At 69.5% G+C, this 15,868-nt stretch carries 17 protein-coding genes; 6 read left to right on the top strand and 11 right to left on the bottom strand.

What is annotated here, in order from left to right; all coding sequences use genetic code 11:
• Nucleotides 1–238: 238 nt before the first annotated feature.
• From L3N39_RS00630 to L3N39_RS00620, 3 genes are all read right to left on the bottom strand, one after another.
• A complete protein-coding gene (locus L3N39_RS00630; protein ID WP_102860113.1) occupies nt 239–514 on the bottom strand; it encodes a YheV family putative zinc ribbon protein in 276 nt (91 codons plus the stop codon).
• The gene (prlC, locus tag L3N39_RS00625) at nt 514–2,565 is read right to left on the bottom strand and encodes an oligopeptidase A (RefSeq protein ID WP_237255283.1); all 2,052 of its coding nucleotides are present in this window, start codon (nt 2,563–2,565) and stop codon (nt 514–516) included. Before prlC ends, L3N39_RS00630 begins: the two co-directional genes overlap by 1 nt.
• A gap of 64 nt (nt 2,566–2,629) precedes the next feature.
• Nucleotides 2,630–3,619 (bottom strand): bile acid:sodium symporter family protein, encoded by a 990-nt coding sequence (locus L3N39_RS00620; RefSeq protein WP_237255282.1) that lies wholly within the window; start codon nt 3,617–3,619, stop codon nt 2,630–2,632.
• Between the two features lie 82 nt (nt 3,620–3,701).
• Here L3N39_RS00620 and L3N39_RS00615 point away from each other — a divergent pair, with 82 nt between their 5' ends.
• A complete protein-coding gene (locus L3N39_RS00615; RefSeq protein WP_237255281.1) occupies nt 3,702–4,520 on the top strand; it encodes an AraC family transcriptional regulator in 819 nt (272 codons plus the stop codon).
• Nucleotides 4,521–4,574: 54 nt separating this feature from the next.
• Complete coding sequence (locus L3N39_RS00610) at nt 4,575–5,111, top strand: gamma carbonic anhydrase family protein (protein ID WP_237255280.1); 537 nt, start codon at nt 4,575–4,577, stop codon at nt 5,109–5,111.
• 6 nt (nt 5,112–5,117) lie between these two features.
• Here L3N39_RS00610 and L3N39_RS00605 read toward each other — a convergent pair whose 3' ends face one another.
• The 3 genes from L3N39_RS00605 to L3N39_RS00595 form a co-directional block, all read right to left on the bottom strand.
• Nucleotides 5,118–6,113 carry an LLM class flavin-dependent oxidoreductase gene (locus L3N39_RS00605; RefSeq protein WP_237255279.1) on the bottom strand — a complete coding sequence of 332 codons (996 nt, stop codon included), beginning with the start codon at nt 6,111–6,113 and terminating at the stop codon, nt 5,118–5,120.
• Nucleotides 6,114–6,167: 54 nt separating this feature from the next.
• Complete coding sequence (locus L3N39_RS00600) at nt 6,168–6,584, bottom strand: PA0061/PA0062 family lipoprotein (RefSeq protein WP_237255278.1); 417 nt, start codon at nt 6,582–6,584, stop codon at nt 6,168–6,170.
• 73 nt (nt 6,585–6,657) lie between these two features.
• Nucleotides 6,658–7,074: a PA0061/PA0062 family lipoprotein gene (locus tag L3N39_RS00595; RefSeq protein ID WP_237255277.1), complete on the bottom strand. Its 417-nt coding sequence runs from the start codon at nt 7,072–7,074 to the stop codon at nt 6,658–6,660.
• A gap of 140 nt (nt 7,075–7,214) precedes the next feature.
• On the opposite strand from L3N39_RS00595, the gene L3N39_RS00590 reads away from it, so the two are divergent.
• From L3N39_RS00590 to L3N39_RS00580, 3 genes are all read left to right on the top strand, one after another.
• Nucleotides 7,215–8,288: an aminopeptidase gene (locus L3N39_RS00590; protein ID WP_237255276.1), complete on the top strand. Its 1,074-nt coding sequence runs from the start codon at nt 7,215–7,217 to the stop codon at nt 8,286–8,288.
• 187 nt (nt 8,289–8,475) lie between these two features.
• Nucleotides 8,476–9,645 (top strand): hypothetical protein, encoded by a 1,170-nt coding sequence (locus L3N39_RS00585; protein WP_237255275.1) that lies wholly within the window; start codon nt 8,476–8,478, stop codon nt 9,643–9,645.
• A gap of 10 nt (nt 9,646–9,655) precedes the next feature.
• Complete coding sequence (locus tag L3N39_RS00580; protein ID WP_237255274.1) at nt 9,656–10,375, top strand: DUF892 family protein; 720 nt, start codon at nt 9,656–9,658, stop codon at nt 10,373–10,375.
• Nucleotides 10,376–10,527: 152 nt separating this feature from the next.
• Here L3N39_RS00580 and L3N39_RS00575 read toward each other — a convergent pair whose 3' ends face one another.
• The 5 genes from L3N39_RS00575 to L3N39_RS00555 all read right to left on the bottom strand — a co-directional run bounded on the left by L3N39_RS00575 (nt 10,528) and on the right by L3N39_RS00555 (nt 14,784).
• A complete protein-coding gene (locus L3N39_RS00575; protein ID WP_237255273.1) occupies nt 10,528–11,046 on the bottom strand; it encodes a transcriptional regulator in 519 nt (172 codons plus the stop codon).
• Nucleotides 11,047–11,106: 60 nt separating this feature from the next.
• On the bottom strand, nt 11,107–12,279 hold the full coding sequence (locus L3N39_RS00570) for a zinc-dependent alcohol dehydrogenase (RefSeq protein ID WP_237255272.1): 1,173 nt from the start codon (nt 12,277–12,279) through the stop codon (nt 11,107–11,109).
• A 165-nt stretch (nt 12,280–12,444) separates the two neighbouring features.
• Nucleotides 12,445–13,068: a LysE family translocator gene (locus L3N39_RS00565; RefSeq protein WP_237255920.1), complete on the bottom strand. Its 624-nt coding sequence runs from the start codon at nt 13,066–13,068 to the stop codon at nt 12,445–12,447.
• Between the two features lie 59 nt (nt 13,069–13,127).
• Nucleotides 13,128–13,952: an AraC family transcriptional regulator gene (locus L3N39_RS00560; RefSeq protein ID WP_237255271.1), complete on the bottom strand. Its 825-nt coding sequence runs from the start codon at nt 13,950–13,952 to the stop codon at nt 13,128–13,130.
• Nucleotides 13,924–14,784: an NAD-dependent epimerase/dehydratase family protein gene (locus L3N39_RS00555; protein ID WP_237255270.1), complete on the bottom strand. Its 861-nt coding sequence runs from the start codon at nt 14,782–14,784 to the stop codon at nt 13,924–13,926. Before L3N39_RS00555 ends, L3N39_RS00560 begins: the two co-directional genes overlap by 29 nt.
• Nucleotides 14,785–14,944: 160 nt before the next feature.
• On the opposite strand from L3N39_RS00555, the gene L3N39_RS00550 reads away from it, so the two are divergent.
• Nucleotides 14,945–15,865, top strand: a complete 921-nt coding sequence (locus tag L3N39_RS00550) for a hydrogen peroxide-inducible genes activator (protein ID WP_237255269.1) — start codon at nt 14,945–14,947, stop codon at nt 15,863–15,865.
• The last annotated feature ends 3 nt before the right edge of the window (nt 15,866–15,868 follow it).

Raw genomic sequence — 15,868 nt, 5'->3', positions numbered from 1 at the left:
AAAGCGCGGCGTCATATCGAGACACATGCCGAAACCTCAAGGTGGAAAACGCTGCGCGGTTTTCCACCCTACGGTTCTTCTTGCCTCTTACGGGGCGAAACCATGCCATCAGGCAACGCGCCAATCGCCCTCATCTCAAGGCCGCCAGCCAGAACGAAGTGGTGGCGCCCCGTTCGTTCATCCCGCAGAAAACGAAAAGCCCGCCAAATGGCGGGCTTTTCGGTTCGGCCGTCGCGTATCACTCCGGCTTCTTCAACTTCGGATTGGGAAAGAACTGCACCGACTGCACCTGCGGGTTGGCCGGCTTGGGCTGGACCTTGTTGACCCGCGTACCCAGCTCCATCGGCACCGACTGCCCCTGGGCATTGAGCGTATCGGCGTAGCCGCAGACCACGCATTCGCGGTGCGGCACGCCGTCGACGTCCCACATCTTCACGCTGTCCGGTTCGCTGCACGCCGGGCACACGGCCCCGGCGATGAAGCGCTTGGTCGGTTGTTCGGTTGCCTGGTTCATCATGCGGCCTCCTCCTGGCTCAGGCCGAGGTGGCGCAGCAGGGCGTCGATGGACGGCTCGCGGCCTCGGAAATCGACGAACAGTACCATCGGCTCCTGGGAGCCGCCACGGGCGAGGATCGCCTCGCGGAAGGCCCGTCCGGTCTCGGCATTGAACACCCCCTCCTCCTCGAAGCGCGAGAAGGCGTCCGACGAAAGGACCTCGGCCCACTTGTAGCTGTAGTAACCGGCCGCGTAACCGCCGGCGAAGATGTGCGCGAAGCTGTTGGGGAAGCGGTTTTCCCTGGGCGGGCGCAGCACCGAGACCTCGTCGCGGATCGCCTCGAGCACCTCGAGCACGCTGCGGCCGTCGCCGTGGGTGGCGTGCAGTTCGAAGTCGAACAGCGAGAACTCCAGCTGGCGCACCATCATCATCCCGGACTGGAAGTTCTTCGCCGCGAGCATGCGCTCGAGCTTTTCCTGCGGCAGCGGCTCACCGGTCTGGTAGTGCCCGGAGATCAGCGCCAGGCCCTCGGGCTCCCAGCACCAGTTCTCCATGAACTGGCTGGGCAGCTCGACCGCATCCCAGGCCACGCCGTTGATGCCCGAGGCGCCGGCGTGCTCGACGCGGGTCAGCAGGTGGTGCAGGCCGTGGCCGAACTCGTGGAACAGCGTGGTGACCTCGTCGTGGGTCAGCAGCGCCGGGCGTTCGCCCACCGGCGGGGTGAAGTTGCATACCAGGTTGGCCACCGGGGCGACCAGCCGGCCGGCGGCATCGCGGCGCTTGTCGCGCGCGCCGTCCATCCACGCGCCGCCACGCTTGTTGGCCCGGGCATAGAGGTCGAAGAAGAAGCGGCCGACGTGCTCGCCGTGCTCGCGGATCTCGAACAGGCGCACCTCCGGATGCCAGGCGTCGAAGTCTTCCAGCTCGACGATCTCGATGCCGTACAGGCGCTGGACCACGGCGAACAGGCCGGCGAGCACCTTGTCGATCGGGAAGTACGCGCGCAGCTCTTCCTGGTTCAGGCTGTAGCGGCTCTGGCGCAGCTTCTCGGCGTAGTAGCCGGTGTCCCAGCTCTTGAGGTCGTCCAGGCCCTGCTCGGCGGCGAAGGCGCGCAGCTCGGCCAGGTCCTTCTCGGCGAACGGCTTGCTGCGTACCGCCAGGTCGCGCAGGAAACCGAGCACCTGCTCGGGCGATTCGGCCATCTTCGTCGCCAGCGACAGCTCGGCGTAGCTGGCGTAGCCGAGCAGCCTGGCCAGCTCCTGGCGCAGGTCGAGGAGCTCTTCCATCACCGGGCCGTTGTCGAACTGGCCGGCGTTCGGCCCCTGGTCCGAGGCACGCGTCGAGTAGGCGGTGTAGACCTCCTGGCGCAGGGCGCGGTCGTCGGCGTAGGTCATCACCGCGTAGTAGCTGGGGAATTCGAGGGTGATCAGCCAGCCGTCCAGGCCCTTGGCCTCGGCGGCCTGCTGCATCTGGCCCTTGGCCGAGTCGGGCAGGCCGGCCAGCGCGGCCTCGTCGGTGAGGTGCTTGGTCCAGGCCTGGGTGGCGTCGAGCAGCTGGTTGGAGAAGCGGCTGCCAAGCTCGGCGAGCTTCATCTGGATCGCGCCGAAGCGCTGCTGCTCGACCGGCGGCAGGTCGATGCCCGACAGGCGGAAGTCACGCAGCGAATGCTCGAGGATGGTCTTCTGCGCGACCTCGAAGCCGGCCGCGGCGGGCCCTTCGGCCAGCGCCTTGTAGGCTTCGAAGAGGGCGCGGTTCTGGCCCAGTTCGGTGTAGTAGGCCGACAGCTTCGGCAGGCAGGCCTCGTAGGCGCTGCGCAGTTCGGGGCTGTTGCACACCGCATTGAGGTGGCTGACCGGGCTCCAGGCGCGGCCGAGGCGGGCGTTCATCTCGTCCAGGCTGACCACCAGGGTCTGCCAGTCGAGTTGCTCGGCCGGGCGGCTGAGCAGCTCCTCGATGGCCACCCGGTTGTCACCGAGGATGCTGTCGATGGCCGGCTCCACGTGCTCGGGGCGAATCTCGGAGTACGGCGGCAGGTCGAAATCCTGAAGCAGGGGATTGTTGGCGCTCACGGGCGGGCCTCTTGCAATGAATCACGCGGTGCATGGTAACAGCACAACAGACCGCGCCGCGGGATCAGGGTGCCGGTGCCGCCGCGGCGCCGTCGTCGCGTGCGGCCCAGCGCTGGGCCAGCACCGCGCAGACCATCAGCTGGATCTGGTGGAAGATCATCAGCGGCAGGATCAGCGGGCCGATCGCTGCGCCGCTGAACAGCACCTGGGCCATGGGCACGCCGGTGGCCAGGCTTTTCTTCGAGCCGGCGAAGACGATGGTGATGCGGTCCTCGAGGTTGAAGCCCAGGCGCCGGCCGAAGAAGTGGGTCAGCCACAGCACCAGCGCCAGCAGGGCGCAGCAGACCAGCGCCAGGCTGACCAAGCGCAGTGGCGGGATGACGTTCCACAGGCCGCTGACCACCGCATCGCTGAACGCGGTGTAGACCACCAGCAGGATCGAGCCCTGGTCGACGTTCTTCAGCCAGCCCTTGTTGCGCGCCACCCAGGCGCCGATCAAGGGCCGCGCCAGGTGCCCGGCGACGAACGGCACCAACAACTGCATGACGATCTTGCCGATCGCATCGAGGGTCGAGCCGCTCTCGCCTTCCACGCCCATCAGCAGCATCACCAGCAGCGGCGTGAGGAAGATGCCGAGCAGGCTGGAGGCCGCGGCGCTGCAGATCGCCGCCGGGATGTTGCCGCGCGCCAGCGAGGTGAAGGCAATGGCCGACTGTACCGTGGCCGGCAGCGCGCAGAGGTAGAGCACGCCCAGGTACAGCTCGTTGCCGATCAGCGGGGTGAGCAGCGGCTTGAGCGCCAGGCCGAGCAGCGGGAACAGCACGAAGGTGCAGGCGAACACCGTCAGGTGCAGGCGCCAGTGGCCGGCACCGGAGAAGATCGCCTCGCGCGACAGCTTGGCACCATGCATGAAGAACAGCAGGCCGATGGCGACGTCGGTGAGCATGCCGAACAGGCGGGCGCCCTCGCCGTGGGCCGGCAGCAGGCTGGCGGCGGCGACCACCGCCAGCAGTGTCAGGGTGAAGCGGTCGAACAACAGGCGAAGAGCGGACATGGCGGAACCTGGCGCTTGCGGAACATGAGCCGGCGACGTTAGCGTGCCGGGCATTGGTCAGCTAACGTCAAACCGCCAACAAATGTCGCCTATCGGACAAACAGGGGCCGCCGAGGCCCGTCTCAAGCTGCTCGAGCAGTTGCCGCGCCCGGTCTACGGCCAGCTCGACGCGCCGCCCAACACCGCGCTCGGCTATCGCCACAGCCACCCGTGGATCCAGCTCTCGCATGCCATCGCCGGGGTGCTCGAAGTGCGCACTGCCCAGGGTCGTTTCATCGCCCCGCCGCTGCGCGCGGTTTGGGTGCCGGCCGGCCTCGAGCACCAGGTGTTCTGCGCGCCGAACACCTGCATCCGCAGCCTCTACATCGACGTCAGCGCGGTGGGCGATGCGCCGGCGCGCTGCCGGGTGCTGCAGGTCAGCCCGCTGCTGCGCGAGCTGATCCGCGCCTTCGGCGGCCTGCCCGAGCGCTATGACGAGGCCGGCGCCGACGGCCGCCTGGTGCAGGTGCTGCTCGACCAGCTCGGTGCCGCGCCGGAGGTGCCGCTGGTGCTGCCGCTGCCGGCCGATGCGCGCCTGCGCCGGCTGTGCCAGAACCTGCAGCGCCACCCCGATTCGCGCCGCGGGCTGGGCGACTGGAGCGCGCGACTGGGGTTGTCCGAGCGCACGCTCAGCCGGCTGTTCGTGCGCGAGACCGGGCTGACCTTCCGCGCCTGGCGCCAGCGCCTGCGCCTGCTCGGCGCGTTGCCGGCACTGGAGCGCGGCGAGCGGGTCACCGATGTGGCGCTGGCCGCCGGCTACGATTCGCTGTCGGCCTTCATCGCCGCGTTCGGCGAGCAGTTCGGCGCCACCCCGGGGGAATTCTTCCGCCTCGCGCGGCACGGCGAGGCGCCGCGCGGTTGACGCCCCGGGCGGCGAACATCGAAGCTGTGCGGCCCTTTTCCACGGAGCCCGCCCATGTCCCTTCGCAGTTTCCAGCAGCACACCCCGCAGCTCGGCGCGCGGGTGTTCGTCGACGCCAGCGCGGTGGTGCTCGGCGATGTCGAGATCGGCGACGACAGCTCGGTCTGGCCGCTGACGGTGATCCGCGGCGACATGCACCGCATCCGCATCGGCGCGCGCTCGAGCATCCAGGACGGCAGCGTGCTGCACATCACCCACGCCGGGCCGTACAACCCGGCGGGCTTCCCGCTGACCATCGGCGACGAGGTCACCGTCGGGCACAAGGTCACCCTGCACGGCTGCACGCTGGGCAATCGGATCCTGGTCGGCATGGGCGCGATCGTGATGGACGGCGCCGTGGTCGAGGACGAGGTGATCATCGGCGCCGGCAGCCTGGTGCCGCCGGGCAAGCGCCTGGAGAGCGGCTACCTCTACGTCGGCAGCCCGGCGAAGCAGGCGCGCCCGCTGACCGACAAGGAGCGCAGCTTCTTCGCCTACACCGCCGGCAACTACGTCAGGCTCAAGGATCAGCACCTGGCCGAGCAGGCCTGAGCCCGCTCAGCGCAGGCCGGCGAGAATCTCGAAGGCGCGATGGCGGTCGGCGGTCTCGTAGAGGTCGCAGGTGAAGATCAGCTCGTCGGCGCCGGTCTGCTCGAGCAGCACCTCCAGCCGCGCGCGGACCTTCTCCGGCCCGCCGATCAGTGCCAGGCCGAGGAAATCGCCCACCGCCTGCTGCTCGTGCGCCAGCCACAGGCCCTGCATGCTTTCCACCGGCGGGCGCAGCACCAGGCTCTGCCCGCGGATCAGCGCGAGCACGCGCTGGTAGACGCTGGTGGCCAGGTACTCGGCGCGCTCGTCGCTGTCGGCGGCGATCAGCGGCACGCCGAGCATCACGTAGGGCTTGTCGAGCACCGCCGAGGGCTGGAAGTTGTCGCGGTACAGGCGGATCGCCTGGTGCATGAAGCGCGGCGCGAAATGCGAGGCGAACGCATAGGGCAGGCCCTTGGCCGCGGCCAGCTGGGCGCTGAACAGGCTCGAGCCGAGCAGCCAGATCGGCAGCCGGCTGTCGACGCCGGGCATGGCGATCACCCGCTGGTTCGGCTGGCGCGGGCCGAGCAGCGCCTGCAGCTCCTCGACGTCGGCGGGGAAGTCGTCCGGGCCGCCGAGGCGGTCGCGACGCAGCGCGCGGGCGGTGAACTGGTCGGCCCCCGGTGCGCGGCCGAGGCCCAGGTCGATGCGTCCGGGGTAGAGCGCATCCAGCGTGCCGAACTGCTCGGCGATCACCAGCGGCGCATGGTTGGGCAGCATCACGCCGCCGGCACCGAGGCGGATGCGCGTGGTGTTGGCGGCCAGGTAGCCGAGCAGCACGGCGGTCGCCGAGCTGGCGATGCCGTCCATGTTGTGGTGCTCGGCGACCCAGAAGCGGGTAAAGCCCAGCTGCTCGACGTGGCGGGCCAGCGCCAGGGCGTTGTGCAGCGCCCGGGCCGGCGTGCCGTCGTCGCGCACCGGGGCCAGGTCGAGGGCGGAAAAGGCAGTCTCTTTGATGCGGGACATCGTTACCTCTCGGGGCGGCGCCGTGGCGTCACCGGTGGATTGCGTGGCGGATGCTCAGTAGCAGTGCCTGAACTCGGCCTCGGCGAGGATGTTGCGCTGCTCGTCGCGCAGCCAGCCCTGCGGGGTGAAGCCCAGCGAGCGGGCCTGCAGCAGGTAGCGCTGGCCGGCCTCGAAGTGCTCGTAGCGCACCCACAGCGTGCAGCGGATGGTCTGGGTGTCGCTGTCCAGGCCCCAGCCGCCACCGCCTGAGACTTCGAATTCGTAGCGCGCCTCGAGTTCATGGCTGCCCGGCGGCACCTGGAAATAGCGACCGTCGGGGGTGCGTTTGCGATCCAGGCGGTCGGACATGAAGATGTCGGTGACCTGGCCCTGAAGGTCGACCCAGGCCATGCCCGGGTCGGGCGCAGGCAGCGGGCCGGCACAGCCGGCGAGGGCGAGCGGGATGACGAGAGCAGCGAGCGGCAGGCGCATGGCGATGACCTTCGGGACGGGCACGGCGCGGTGCGCCGGGGTCATCCAAGCCTGGGCCAGCGACGGCGCTTTTTCAACGCTCGGCGAGGTTGCCGCAGCCTTGTTCCGCGGCGCGGCTCAGCTCGTAGCGGTGCACATCCTGCAGCTTGACCGTCGGGCGAAAGCCGTAGGCGCCGCCGGCCAGGCGATAGCGACTGCCGGCGGCGAAGCGGTCGTACTGCACGCGCACCCGGCAGTCGCGTTCCAGCGGGGGGCTGCCGCGGCCGACGTCGGCACCGCTGACCTCGAAGCGGTAGCGCACGTCCAGCGTGTGGCTGCCGGGGCTGACCTGGAAGTAGCGGCCGTCCTCCAGTTCGCGGCCGTCGACCGCCAGCGCCTGCATGTCGGCCGCCGGGTCCAGTTCGATCCAGGCCTGGCTGGGGTCGTGGCTGGGCATCAGCGAGCAGCCGCCGAGCAGCGACAGGGCAAGGAAGGCAGGGACGATACGCATCGAAGGGCTCCGCCCGGACGAGCAGCCGCCCGGATTGCAGGGATCGGTCGGCGCCGTGGTGGATTTCCCGGTGCCGTCTTTGTAGGGTGCCTCGGCGCACCCGCTGGCGCTGCGCGCTCCTGCCATCGACGGATCGCCCGATGAAGAAACCCAACGCCGCCCTCATCGACACCTGCCGCCGGGCCTGGGTTCCCGTTCTGCTTGCCGTCTGTCTGGGCGGCTGCAGCTACTACACGCAGCTGGCGCAGGGCCATCTCCAGCTGCTGCGCCAGCGCGAGCCGGTGGCGCGGGTGCTCGCCGACGAGGCGCGCAGCCCCGAGCTGCGCCAGCGCCTGGCGCAGGCCCAGCAGGCCCGCGGCTTTGCCAGCGCCACGCTGAAGCTGCCGGACAACGGCAGCTACCGCAGCTACGCCGACATCGGCCGGCCGTTCGTGGTGTGGAATGTGTTCGCCACCGAGCCCCATTCGGTCGAAGCGCTGCAGCACTGCTTCCCCATTGCCGGCTGCGTGGCCTATCGCGGCTACTACCGCGAGGCCGACGCGCGCGCCGCGGCGGCCCGGCTGCGCCTGGAAGGCAAGGATGTGCAGGTCGCCGGGGTCGACGCCTACTCGACCCTCGGCTGGTTCGACGATCCGCTGCTCAGCGCCATGCTCCGCCGCGACGACGAGCAACTGGCCGGGCTGATCTTCCATGAACTGGCCCACCAGCGGCTCTACCTGGCCGGTGACAGCCAGTTCAGCGAGTCCTACGCGAGCTTCGTCGAGCGCGAGGGGCTGCGTCAGTGGCAGCGCCAGCGCGGCCTGGCCGGGCATGACGCCGAGCGCCAGGCGCGCCATCGCGAGCTGGTGCAGCTGCTGCTGGCGGCCCGCGAGCGCCTGCGCGAAGGTTATGCCCGCGAGCTGCCGGCGGCCGATCGCGCCGCCCTGAAACAGGCCGAGTTCAGCCGCCTGCGTCGCGACTACCGCGCCTTGCGCGACCGGCGCTGGGGCGGCGACCGGCGTTTCGACCGCTTCTTCGCCCAGCCGCTGAACAACGCCAGCCTGGTGCCGTTCGGCCTCTACGACGGCTGGGTGCCGGCCTTCGCCGCGTTGTACCGGCAAAGCGGCGGCGACTGGGCGGCCTTCCACCAGGCGGCCGCCGAGCTGGCCCGGCTGCCGGCCGACGCGCGCAACCGGCGCCTGGCGCGCCTGGCCGCCTCCCAGGCGCAGCGCTGAGCCGCCATTTTCTGCCGCTTGGCGGCGATCTTCCGGGAAAAAAAGCAGAAACGGCCTGCCGGACGGTACGAACGTTCGTCGGCCGCCGGGGAATTGTCCGCGCGCCCGGCCAGTCACCTGCTGCAGGCCGCCGATTCGCGCGGCGCGCTCACCAAGCCTGACGACCGAATCCGACAACGGAGGCTCCATGGAGACCATTTCCGGAATTCTCGACAACAAAGGCACGCCCCTGGAGAAGCAGACGTTCACATGGAAGGAAATGGCCGGGCAGCCGATCAGCAAGCTCGATGACGACGCCTTCACCCGCGTGCGCATCATCCTCATGAACGGCGTGGAGACCGACGCCCTGCGCCTCAAGCACGGCATCGCGCGCTTCAACAGGGAGCTGCGCCTGCCGCTGGCCGAGATCCGCCGCGTCGAGCAGCACCAGGCGACCATGGTCAACTGGCTGATCGGCGCCGACCACTCGCCGCTGGAAACCACCGTCGCCTACGAACAGGTGGCCATCGAGGTGACCGCCGCGGTGGCGCAGAACGAGCCCGACCCCTACCAGGGGCAGACCTATCGCTTCGGCCTGCTGGAAGACTTCGATCACCTGTACCGCTACTCGGCGATGCTCGATCGCCTCGAGGGCAAGGATGCCAACAACATCCTGCAGGGCTATACCGACATCGTGCCCGGGCGGAAAACATCGGAGCACCATCGCCATCCGGAAAACGACATCCGCGACAACTACGAGAAGAACTCCGCCGCGCTCATCACCAAGATCCACGCGGCGCTGATCACCGGCGCGGAATACCAGACCCACGACTACTACATGAACATCGGCCCGCTGTTCGCCGACCCGCTGGCGCGCCAGCTGTATGCCGAGATCGCCTCGGTGGAGGAGCAGCACGTGACCCAGTACGGCGCGCTCTCCGACCCCAGCGAAAGCCATATGGAGAAGTGGCTGGTGCACGAAGCGATGGAGGTCTACCTGTACGCCAGCTGCGCCGAGCAGGAGACCAACCCGCGGATCAAGGCGATCTGGGAGCGCTTCCTCGACTACGAGCTGGGCCACCTCAATGTCGCCTGCGAATGGTTCAAGAAGCTCGAAGGCCGCGACCCGGCCGAGGTCCTCGCCGGCCCGCTGCCGAAGATGGTCGAGTTCAAGAGCCAGCGCGATTTCGTGCGCCAGGTGCTGGCCGCCGAGGTCAACTTGCGTACCGCCGGCCCCGCCTACGTGGACAAGGCCAAGGAGCCGCAGTCCTCGCTGGATTACCGCAACCACCTCGCCTCGCAAGGGCTCGCCTCGGACATCGTCTCGGCGGGCTACCAGTGGGCGCCGGGTGGCGAACTGATGCGCAAGGCTTCCTGAGGAGACGATCATGGCTACGGCAGCTAAAGTGGGTTCCAACTTCACCGGCGTGCAGATGTCGCCGAAGGACACCAAGCGCCTGCTCGAGGCGGTCAACGAGATTCATCCGGACGTGCCGGGCGACGAGCGCGGCATGCTGGTCGAGCGCACCGAACGCAGCGCCGAGGCCGGGCGCATCGGCTCGGTGCCGGTGCCCGGTTCGGCCAAGGGCATGCTCAAGACCGGCTTCGACATGATGAAGGGCAAGAGCCCGGAAGTGTTCCTCGACAAGCTCGGCGAGCGCCTGGCCTTCGAACGCAACGGCGTGCGCCTCTACGAGGCGATGATCGCCAAGGCACGCAGCCTGGATGCCGGCAGCGAGCTGGTCGGCATGCTCCAGCACCTGCGCGACGAGGAGTTCGAGCACATGCTGCTGGTGCGCCAGGCCATCGAAAGCCTCGGCGCCGACCCCACCGCACAGACCCCCTGCGCCGACGTGGCCGGGGTCATGGCGATGGGCATCATGCAGGTGCTGACCGACCCGCGGACCAACCTGGCGCAGTGCATGAACGCGCTGCTCACCGCGGAACTGGCCGACAACGCCGCCTGGGAGCTGCTGATCGAACTGGCGCAGGCGGCCGGTCATCCGAACATCGCCGACAGCTTCGTCAAGGCCAAGACGCAGGAAGACGACCACCTGGTGAAGATCAAGACGCTGATGCGCCGCGATCTGGTGATGCAGACCAGGTGAGCCCAGTGAGCCGTCTGCGAGGCGCCTGCGGGCGCCTTTTTTTGCGGTAGCCGGCATGCCACGGAGCGCTACATCCAGCGGGCTCGGGATCGTGCGAGCGCCCATGCAAAAAAGGGCGCCCGCAGGCGCCCAATGCACGCATCCCCTCGCGTCTAGTGCAGCACTGGCGGGAAACCGTTCGGCTCGGCGCGGGCCGAGGTCAGCTCCGCTTCGGCCTTGCCGCGCATCGCCGTCGGCGGCTCGGGAAAACCGCTGCGATCGCTGTAGTCCCACTCGATGCTCGGCACCCGCTCGGCGTCCAGGCCCCGGGCGCAGCTCACGTCGAGCGCCGTGAGACCGGCCACGGCGCCGGCCGCCAGCGCCGCGCCGGCCGGCTGGTCGCCGCGCTCGATGCTCCAGCCGAGCCCGGCCAGGTCCAGCGCATCGCCGCCGATGCGGCCGTAGATCCACGGCCGCGGGTCATCGCTCAGCAGGATGCCGACCCCGGTGGCGATCTCGCGCAGGCCGCAGGCGCGCACCATCGTCTCGCTGCCCGGCATGCCGATGAAGCGCGTGACCTGCCGCGGCGCCAGCAGCTGGACGACGCCCAGGCCGAGGCTGAGCCAGCCCAGGCCGCGCGCCAGCGTGCGTGCCGAGTGGTTGGGCCGGGTGACTTGTCGTGGAATGCTCATGAAGGACTCCTCGCTCGATAGGAAGGCCCGGCCAATCCCCGCAGCAGGGACTGGCGACCGTCAGGGTTTGAGCACGACCTTGATGCAGCCGTCGTGCTTGTCGCGGAAGGTCTTGTACATCTCCGGGCCCTGCTCGAGGCTGACCGTGTGGGTGATGACAAAGCTCGGATCGATCTGCCCTTCCTGGATGCGCCGGAGCAGGTCGTCGGTCCAGCGGTTGACGTGGGTCTGGCCCATGCGGAAGGTCAACCCCTTGTTCATCGCCGCGCCGAACGGCACCTTGTCGATCAGCCCGCCGTAGACGCCCGGAATGGAGAGGATGCCGGCCGGGCGGCAGACGTAGATCATCTCGCGCAGCACGTGCGGGCGGTCGGTCTCGAGCATCAGAGCCTGCTTGGCGCGGTCGTACATCGAGTCGATCGAGCGCGCCGCGTGCGCCTCCATGCCCACCGAGTCAATGCACTTCTCCGGGCCCTTGCCGCGGGTCAGTTCGGCCAGCCGCTCGATGACGCTCTCCTCGTCGAAGTTGATGGTGATGGCGCCGCCGGCTCGGGCCATGGACAGCCGCTCGGGGACGTTGTCGATGCACACCACCTGCTCGGCGCCCATCATGATCGCGCTGCGGATGGCGAACTGGCCGACCGGGCCGGCGCCCCACACCGCCACCGTGTCGGTGGGCTGGATATCGCACTGCGCCGCGGCCTGCCAGCCGGTGGGCAGGATGTCGCCGAGAAACAGCACCTGCTCGTCGCTCAGGCCGTCGGGGATCACCACCGGGCCGACGTCGGCATAGGGCACGCGCACGTACTCGGCCTGCCCGCCCGGGTAGCCGCCGGTCAGGTGGGTGTAGCCGAACAGCCCGGCGGTGGCGTGGCCGAACACCTTGTCGGCGACGTCCTTGTTGCGGTTGCTGCGCTCGCATACCGAGAAGTTGCCGCGCCGGCATTGCTCGCACTCGCCGCAGACGATGGTGAAGGGCACCACCACGCGGTCGCCGACCTTGAGCTTGTTGTTGTCCTTGCCGACCTCCATCACCTCGCCCATGAACTCGTGGCCCATGATGTCGCCGTGCTGCATGCCGGGCATGAAGCCGTCGTAGAGGTGCAGGTCGGAGCCGCAGATGGCGCAGGAGCTGACCTTGATGATGGCGTCACGGCCGTCTTCGATGGTCGGGTCGGGGAGATGGTCGTCGCAGCGGATGTCGTGCTTGCCGTGCCAGCGCAGCGCTCTCATGGGGGTTCTCCTGGTCGGGTTGTGGAACTGCCGCCGGGTGTCGCTCCCTGTCGCCGCGTTCGTTGCTGGCGCTGTTCTTCCTCTGCGTGCCGTGCGGCGCTTGCCTGTCAGATTTTTAGTGCGCCGGCCGCGGGCAGAAGTTGCCCGCGCCCTGACCGACGGGGCTCAGCCCCCCAGCGCGCCGGCCAGCAGGGCGCTGCCGAGCAGGCCCAGCAGCGCGCCGCAGAGCCGGTCGAGCGCCCGCACCCGTTGGCGCAGCCAGGCACGCCAGCGTGGCCGGTGCAGCAGGCGCACCAGGGCCAGGTCCCAGAGCAAGACCACCGCGGCCATCCACAGCATCGCCAGCAGCAGGCCCCAGGCCGGCGTGGCGGCTTCGCGCAGCACGCCGAACAGCCCGGCATAGAACAGCGGCAGCTTGGGATTGAGACTGCTGGCCAGCAGACCCTGGACGAGGCCGGCCCGCCAGCGACCCTGCGCCGAGGTGCCGGCCTCCGGCAGGCTCAGTTCGCGGCGTGCCAGCAGCGCCGTGGTGCCGAGCCAGAGGAAGTAGCCGCCGCCGACCAGCTGCAGCAGGCGGCTGACGGTGCCGCCGCCATCGGGCAGGGCGGCCAGGGCGAACAGCACCAGCAGCATCGAGGCGAGGTTGGCCAGGGCGATGCCGCAGGCGCAGCCGTCGGCCTGGCGGCGACCGTGGCGCAGCGCCGTGCGGATCAGCAGGAAGAAATCCGGCCCCGGCGAGAGCAGGGCCGCGAAGTGGGTGCCGGCAACCAGCAGGAACAGGGACATGATCACCTCCGGTCAGGAGCGATCAGTCTGTTCGGTGCCGGCGCGTGGGTATTGGAGGAAAGTCAGGCGCGCGCGGCCCGGCGGAAGCGCCCCGGCGAGACGCCGGTGAAGCGGCGGAAGGTGCCGCTGAAGTGGGCCTGGTCGTAGAAGCCGAGCGCCAGCGCCACCTCGGCCAGCGCCTCGCCATCGAGCAGGCGACGCTTGGCCTCGCGCACCCGGCGCTGCAGCTGCCAGGTGTGCGGCGGCACGCCGTACTGCCGGCGAAACGCCTCGATCAGGTGGCGCGGGTGGCGCTGCAACTCGGCGGCCAGGGCCTGCAGGCTGACCGGCTCGCGGTAGTGGGCGTCCAGGAAGTCGCGCAGCGCGGCGACCGCACCGTTGTCCCGGCGTGCGGCAGGCAGCTCGGGCAGGCCGCCGTGGCGGGTGAGCACCAGTTCCAGCACGGCGAGCAGGCGCGACTCCAGCCCCAGGGCGTCATCGTTCTCGAAGTCCTCGGCCAGCGCGGCCAGCCCGGCGGCGACGCGGCCGTCGTCGGCCGGGTTGAGCTGGCGAAAGCCAGGCGGCAGCCGTTTGCGCCCGAGCAGTGCCGGCAGGCGCGCCTCCTCGACGTAGAGCATGCGATAGACCAGCCGCGGCGACTCGGCGTGACCGGTGTGTGGTTCCTGCGGGTTCATCAGCGACAGCGTGCCGGCCGGCAACGCATGCCGTTCGCCGCGGCAGCGATAGCCACCAACGCCACGCACGATGGCGCCGATGGCGAAGGCGTCGTGGCTGTGGCGGCCGAACGCCTGGCCGGAGAAATCGGCATGGAACAGCTCGACGCCCGGCAGCCAGGCGCGGGCCAGCAGGCGGTTGCCGTCAGTCACGCCGCGGCCCGACCGAGGCATAGCCCTGGCGGTAGCTGGGGTACTTCGGCTGCCAGCCCAGCGCCCGTGCCCGCGCGTTGCTGCAGCGCTTGCTGCCGGCGCGACGGGTCATGCGCTGGTCGGCCCAATGGCTGACGCCCATGCGCTCGCGCAGCCAGTCGACCACCTCGTGCAGGGGCGCCGGCTCGTCGTCGCAGCCCAGGTAGCAGTCTTCCAGTGCCTGGCCATCGGCATCGGCCAGCAGCAGGTGCGCCAGCAACCCGGCTGCATCGTCGCGGTGCAGGCGGTTGCTGTACTGCGGCGGTTCGCGGTCGACCTTGAGGCCCGCGCGGATCTGGTTCTGCAGCCAGGGCCGCGCTGGATCGTAGAGGCCGGCCAGGCGCACCACGGTGGCCGGCAGGCCGCTGCCCAGCGCCAGGTGCTCGGCCTCGAGCATCACCTGGCCGGTGTAGCCGGCCGGTTCGGTGGGCGATTGTTCGTCGACCCACTCGCCGGCATTCTGCCCGTAGACCCCGGTGCTGGAGACGAACAGCAGGCGTCGCGGGCGCTGGCCGCGCTCGGCCAGCCAGGCCAGCACGTTGCGCAGGCCGTCGATGTAGGCCTGGCGGTAGCCGGCCTCGTCGTGCTGGTTGGCCGAGGCGGCGTAGACCAGGTAGTCCAGCTCACCGTTGGGCCAGGTGCGCGGGCAGTCCGGGCTGTTCAGGTCGCCCTTGACCGGCAGGATCGGCACCGGCAGGTCCGCCGCCGTGCGCCGCAGGCCGTAGACCCGCCAGCCCGCCGCGCTCAGGCGCATGCCCAGCCGGCATCCCAGGTCGCCGCAGCCGGCGATCAAAACGGAGCAACGCTTACCCATGATCTCTACGCTCCCTGTCGTGTGCGCCGGCGAGCCCGGCATTGCAGTGTACGCCGCCCGTGGCGGTGCGACGTAGTGCTCGCCAACTTGCAGCGGGCGTGCCAGTTGGTTCGATGCAAAGCAAAGGCTATGCTTGCTGGCAACCTGATGGACGCTGCCTATGACCCTCACCGAACTGCGCTATATCGTCACCCTTGCCCAGGAACAGCACTTCGGCCGCGCCGCCGAGCGTTGCCACGTCAGCCAGCCGACCCTTTCGGTGGGCGTGAAGAAGCTCGAGGACGAGCTCGGCGTGCTGATCTTCGAGCGCACCAAGAGTGCCGTGCGCCTGACCCCGGTGGGCGAGGGCATCGTCACCCAGGCGCAGAAGGTGCTCGAGCAGGCGCAGAGCATTCGCGAGCTGGCCCAGGTCGGCAAGAACCAGCTGGCCGCGCCGCTCAAGGTCGGCGCCATCTACACCGTCGGCCCCTACATGTTCCCGCACCTGATCCCGCAGCTGCACCGCGTGGCGCCGGACATGCCGCTGTACATCGAAGAGAACTTCACCCACATCCTGCGCGACAAGCTGCGTACCGGCGAGCTCGACGCGATCATCATCGCGCTGCCGTTCCAGGAAGCCGACGTGCTGACCAAGCCGCTCTACGACGAGCCGTTCTACGTGCTGATGCCGGCCGACCACCCGTGGACGGCGAAGAAGACCATCGACGCCGAGATGCTCAACGACAAGAGCCTGCTGCTGCTCGGCGAGGGCCACTGCTTCCGCGACCAAGTGCTCGAAGCCTGCCCGACCACGCGCAAGGGCGAGGCGGCCAGCCACACCACGGTCGAGTCCAGCTCGCTGGAAACCATCCGCCACATGGTCGCCTCCGGTCTCGGGGTGTCGATCCTGCCGCTGTCGGCGGTGGAGAGCCATCACTACGCGCCGGGCGTGCTGGAGACCCGTCCGCTGACCCCGCCGGTGCCGTTCCGCACCGTGGCGATCGCCTGGCGCGCGAGCTTCCCGCGGCCCAAGGCGATCGAGGTGCTGGCCGACTCCATCCGCCTGTGTTCGGTAGCCAAGCCGCCCGTGATCAACGCCTGAGCC

Source organism: Pseudomonas oligotrophica, from assembly GCF_021726475.1.
GTDB classification, from domain to species: Bacteria; Pseudomonadota; Gammaproteobacteria; order Pseudomonadales; family Pseudomonadaceae; genus Stutzerimonas; species Stutzerimonas oligotrophica.
Note: the sequence above shows the minus strand (reverse complement) of the source record. Positions and strands in the feature narration are given on the sequence as shown.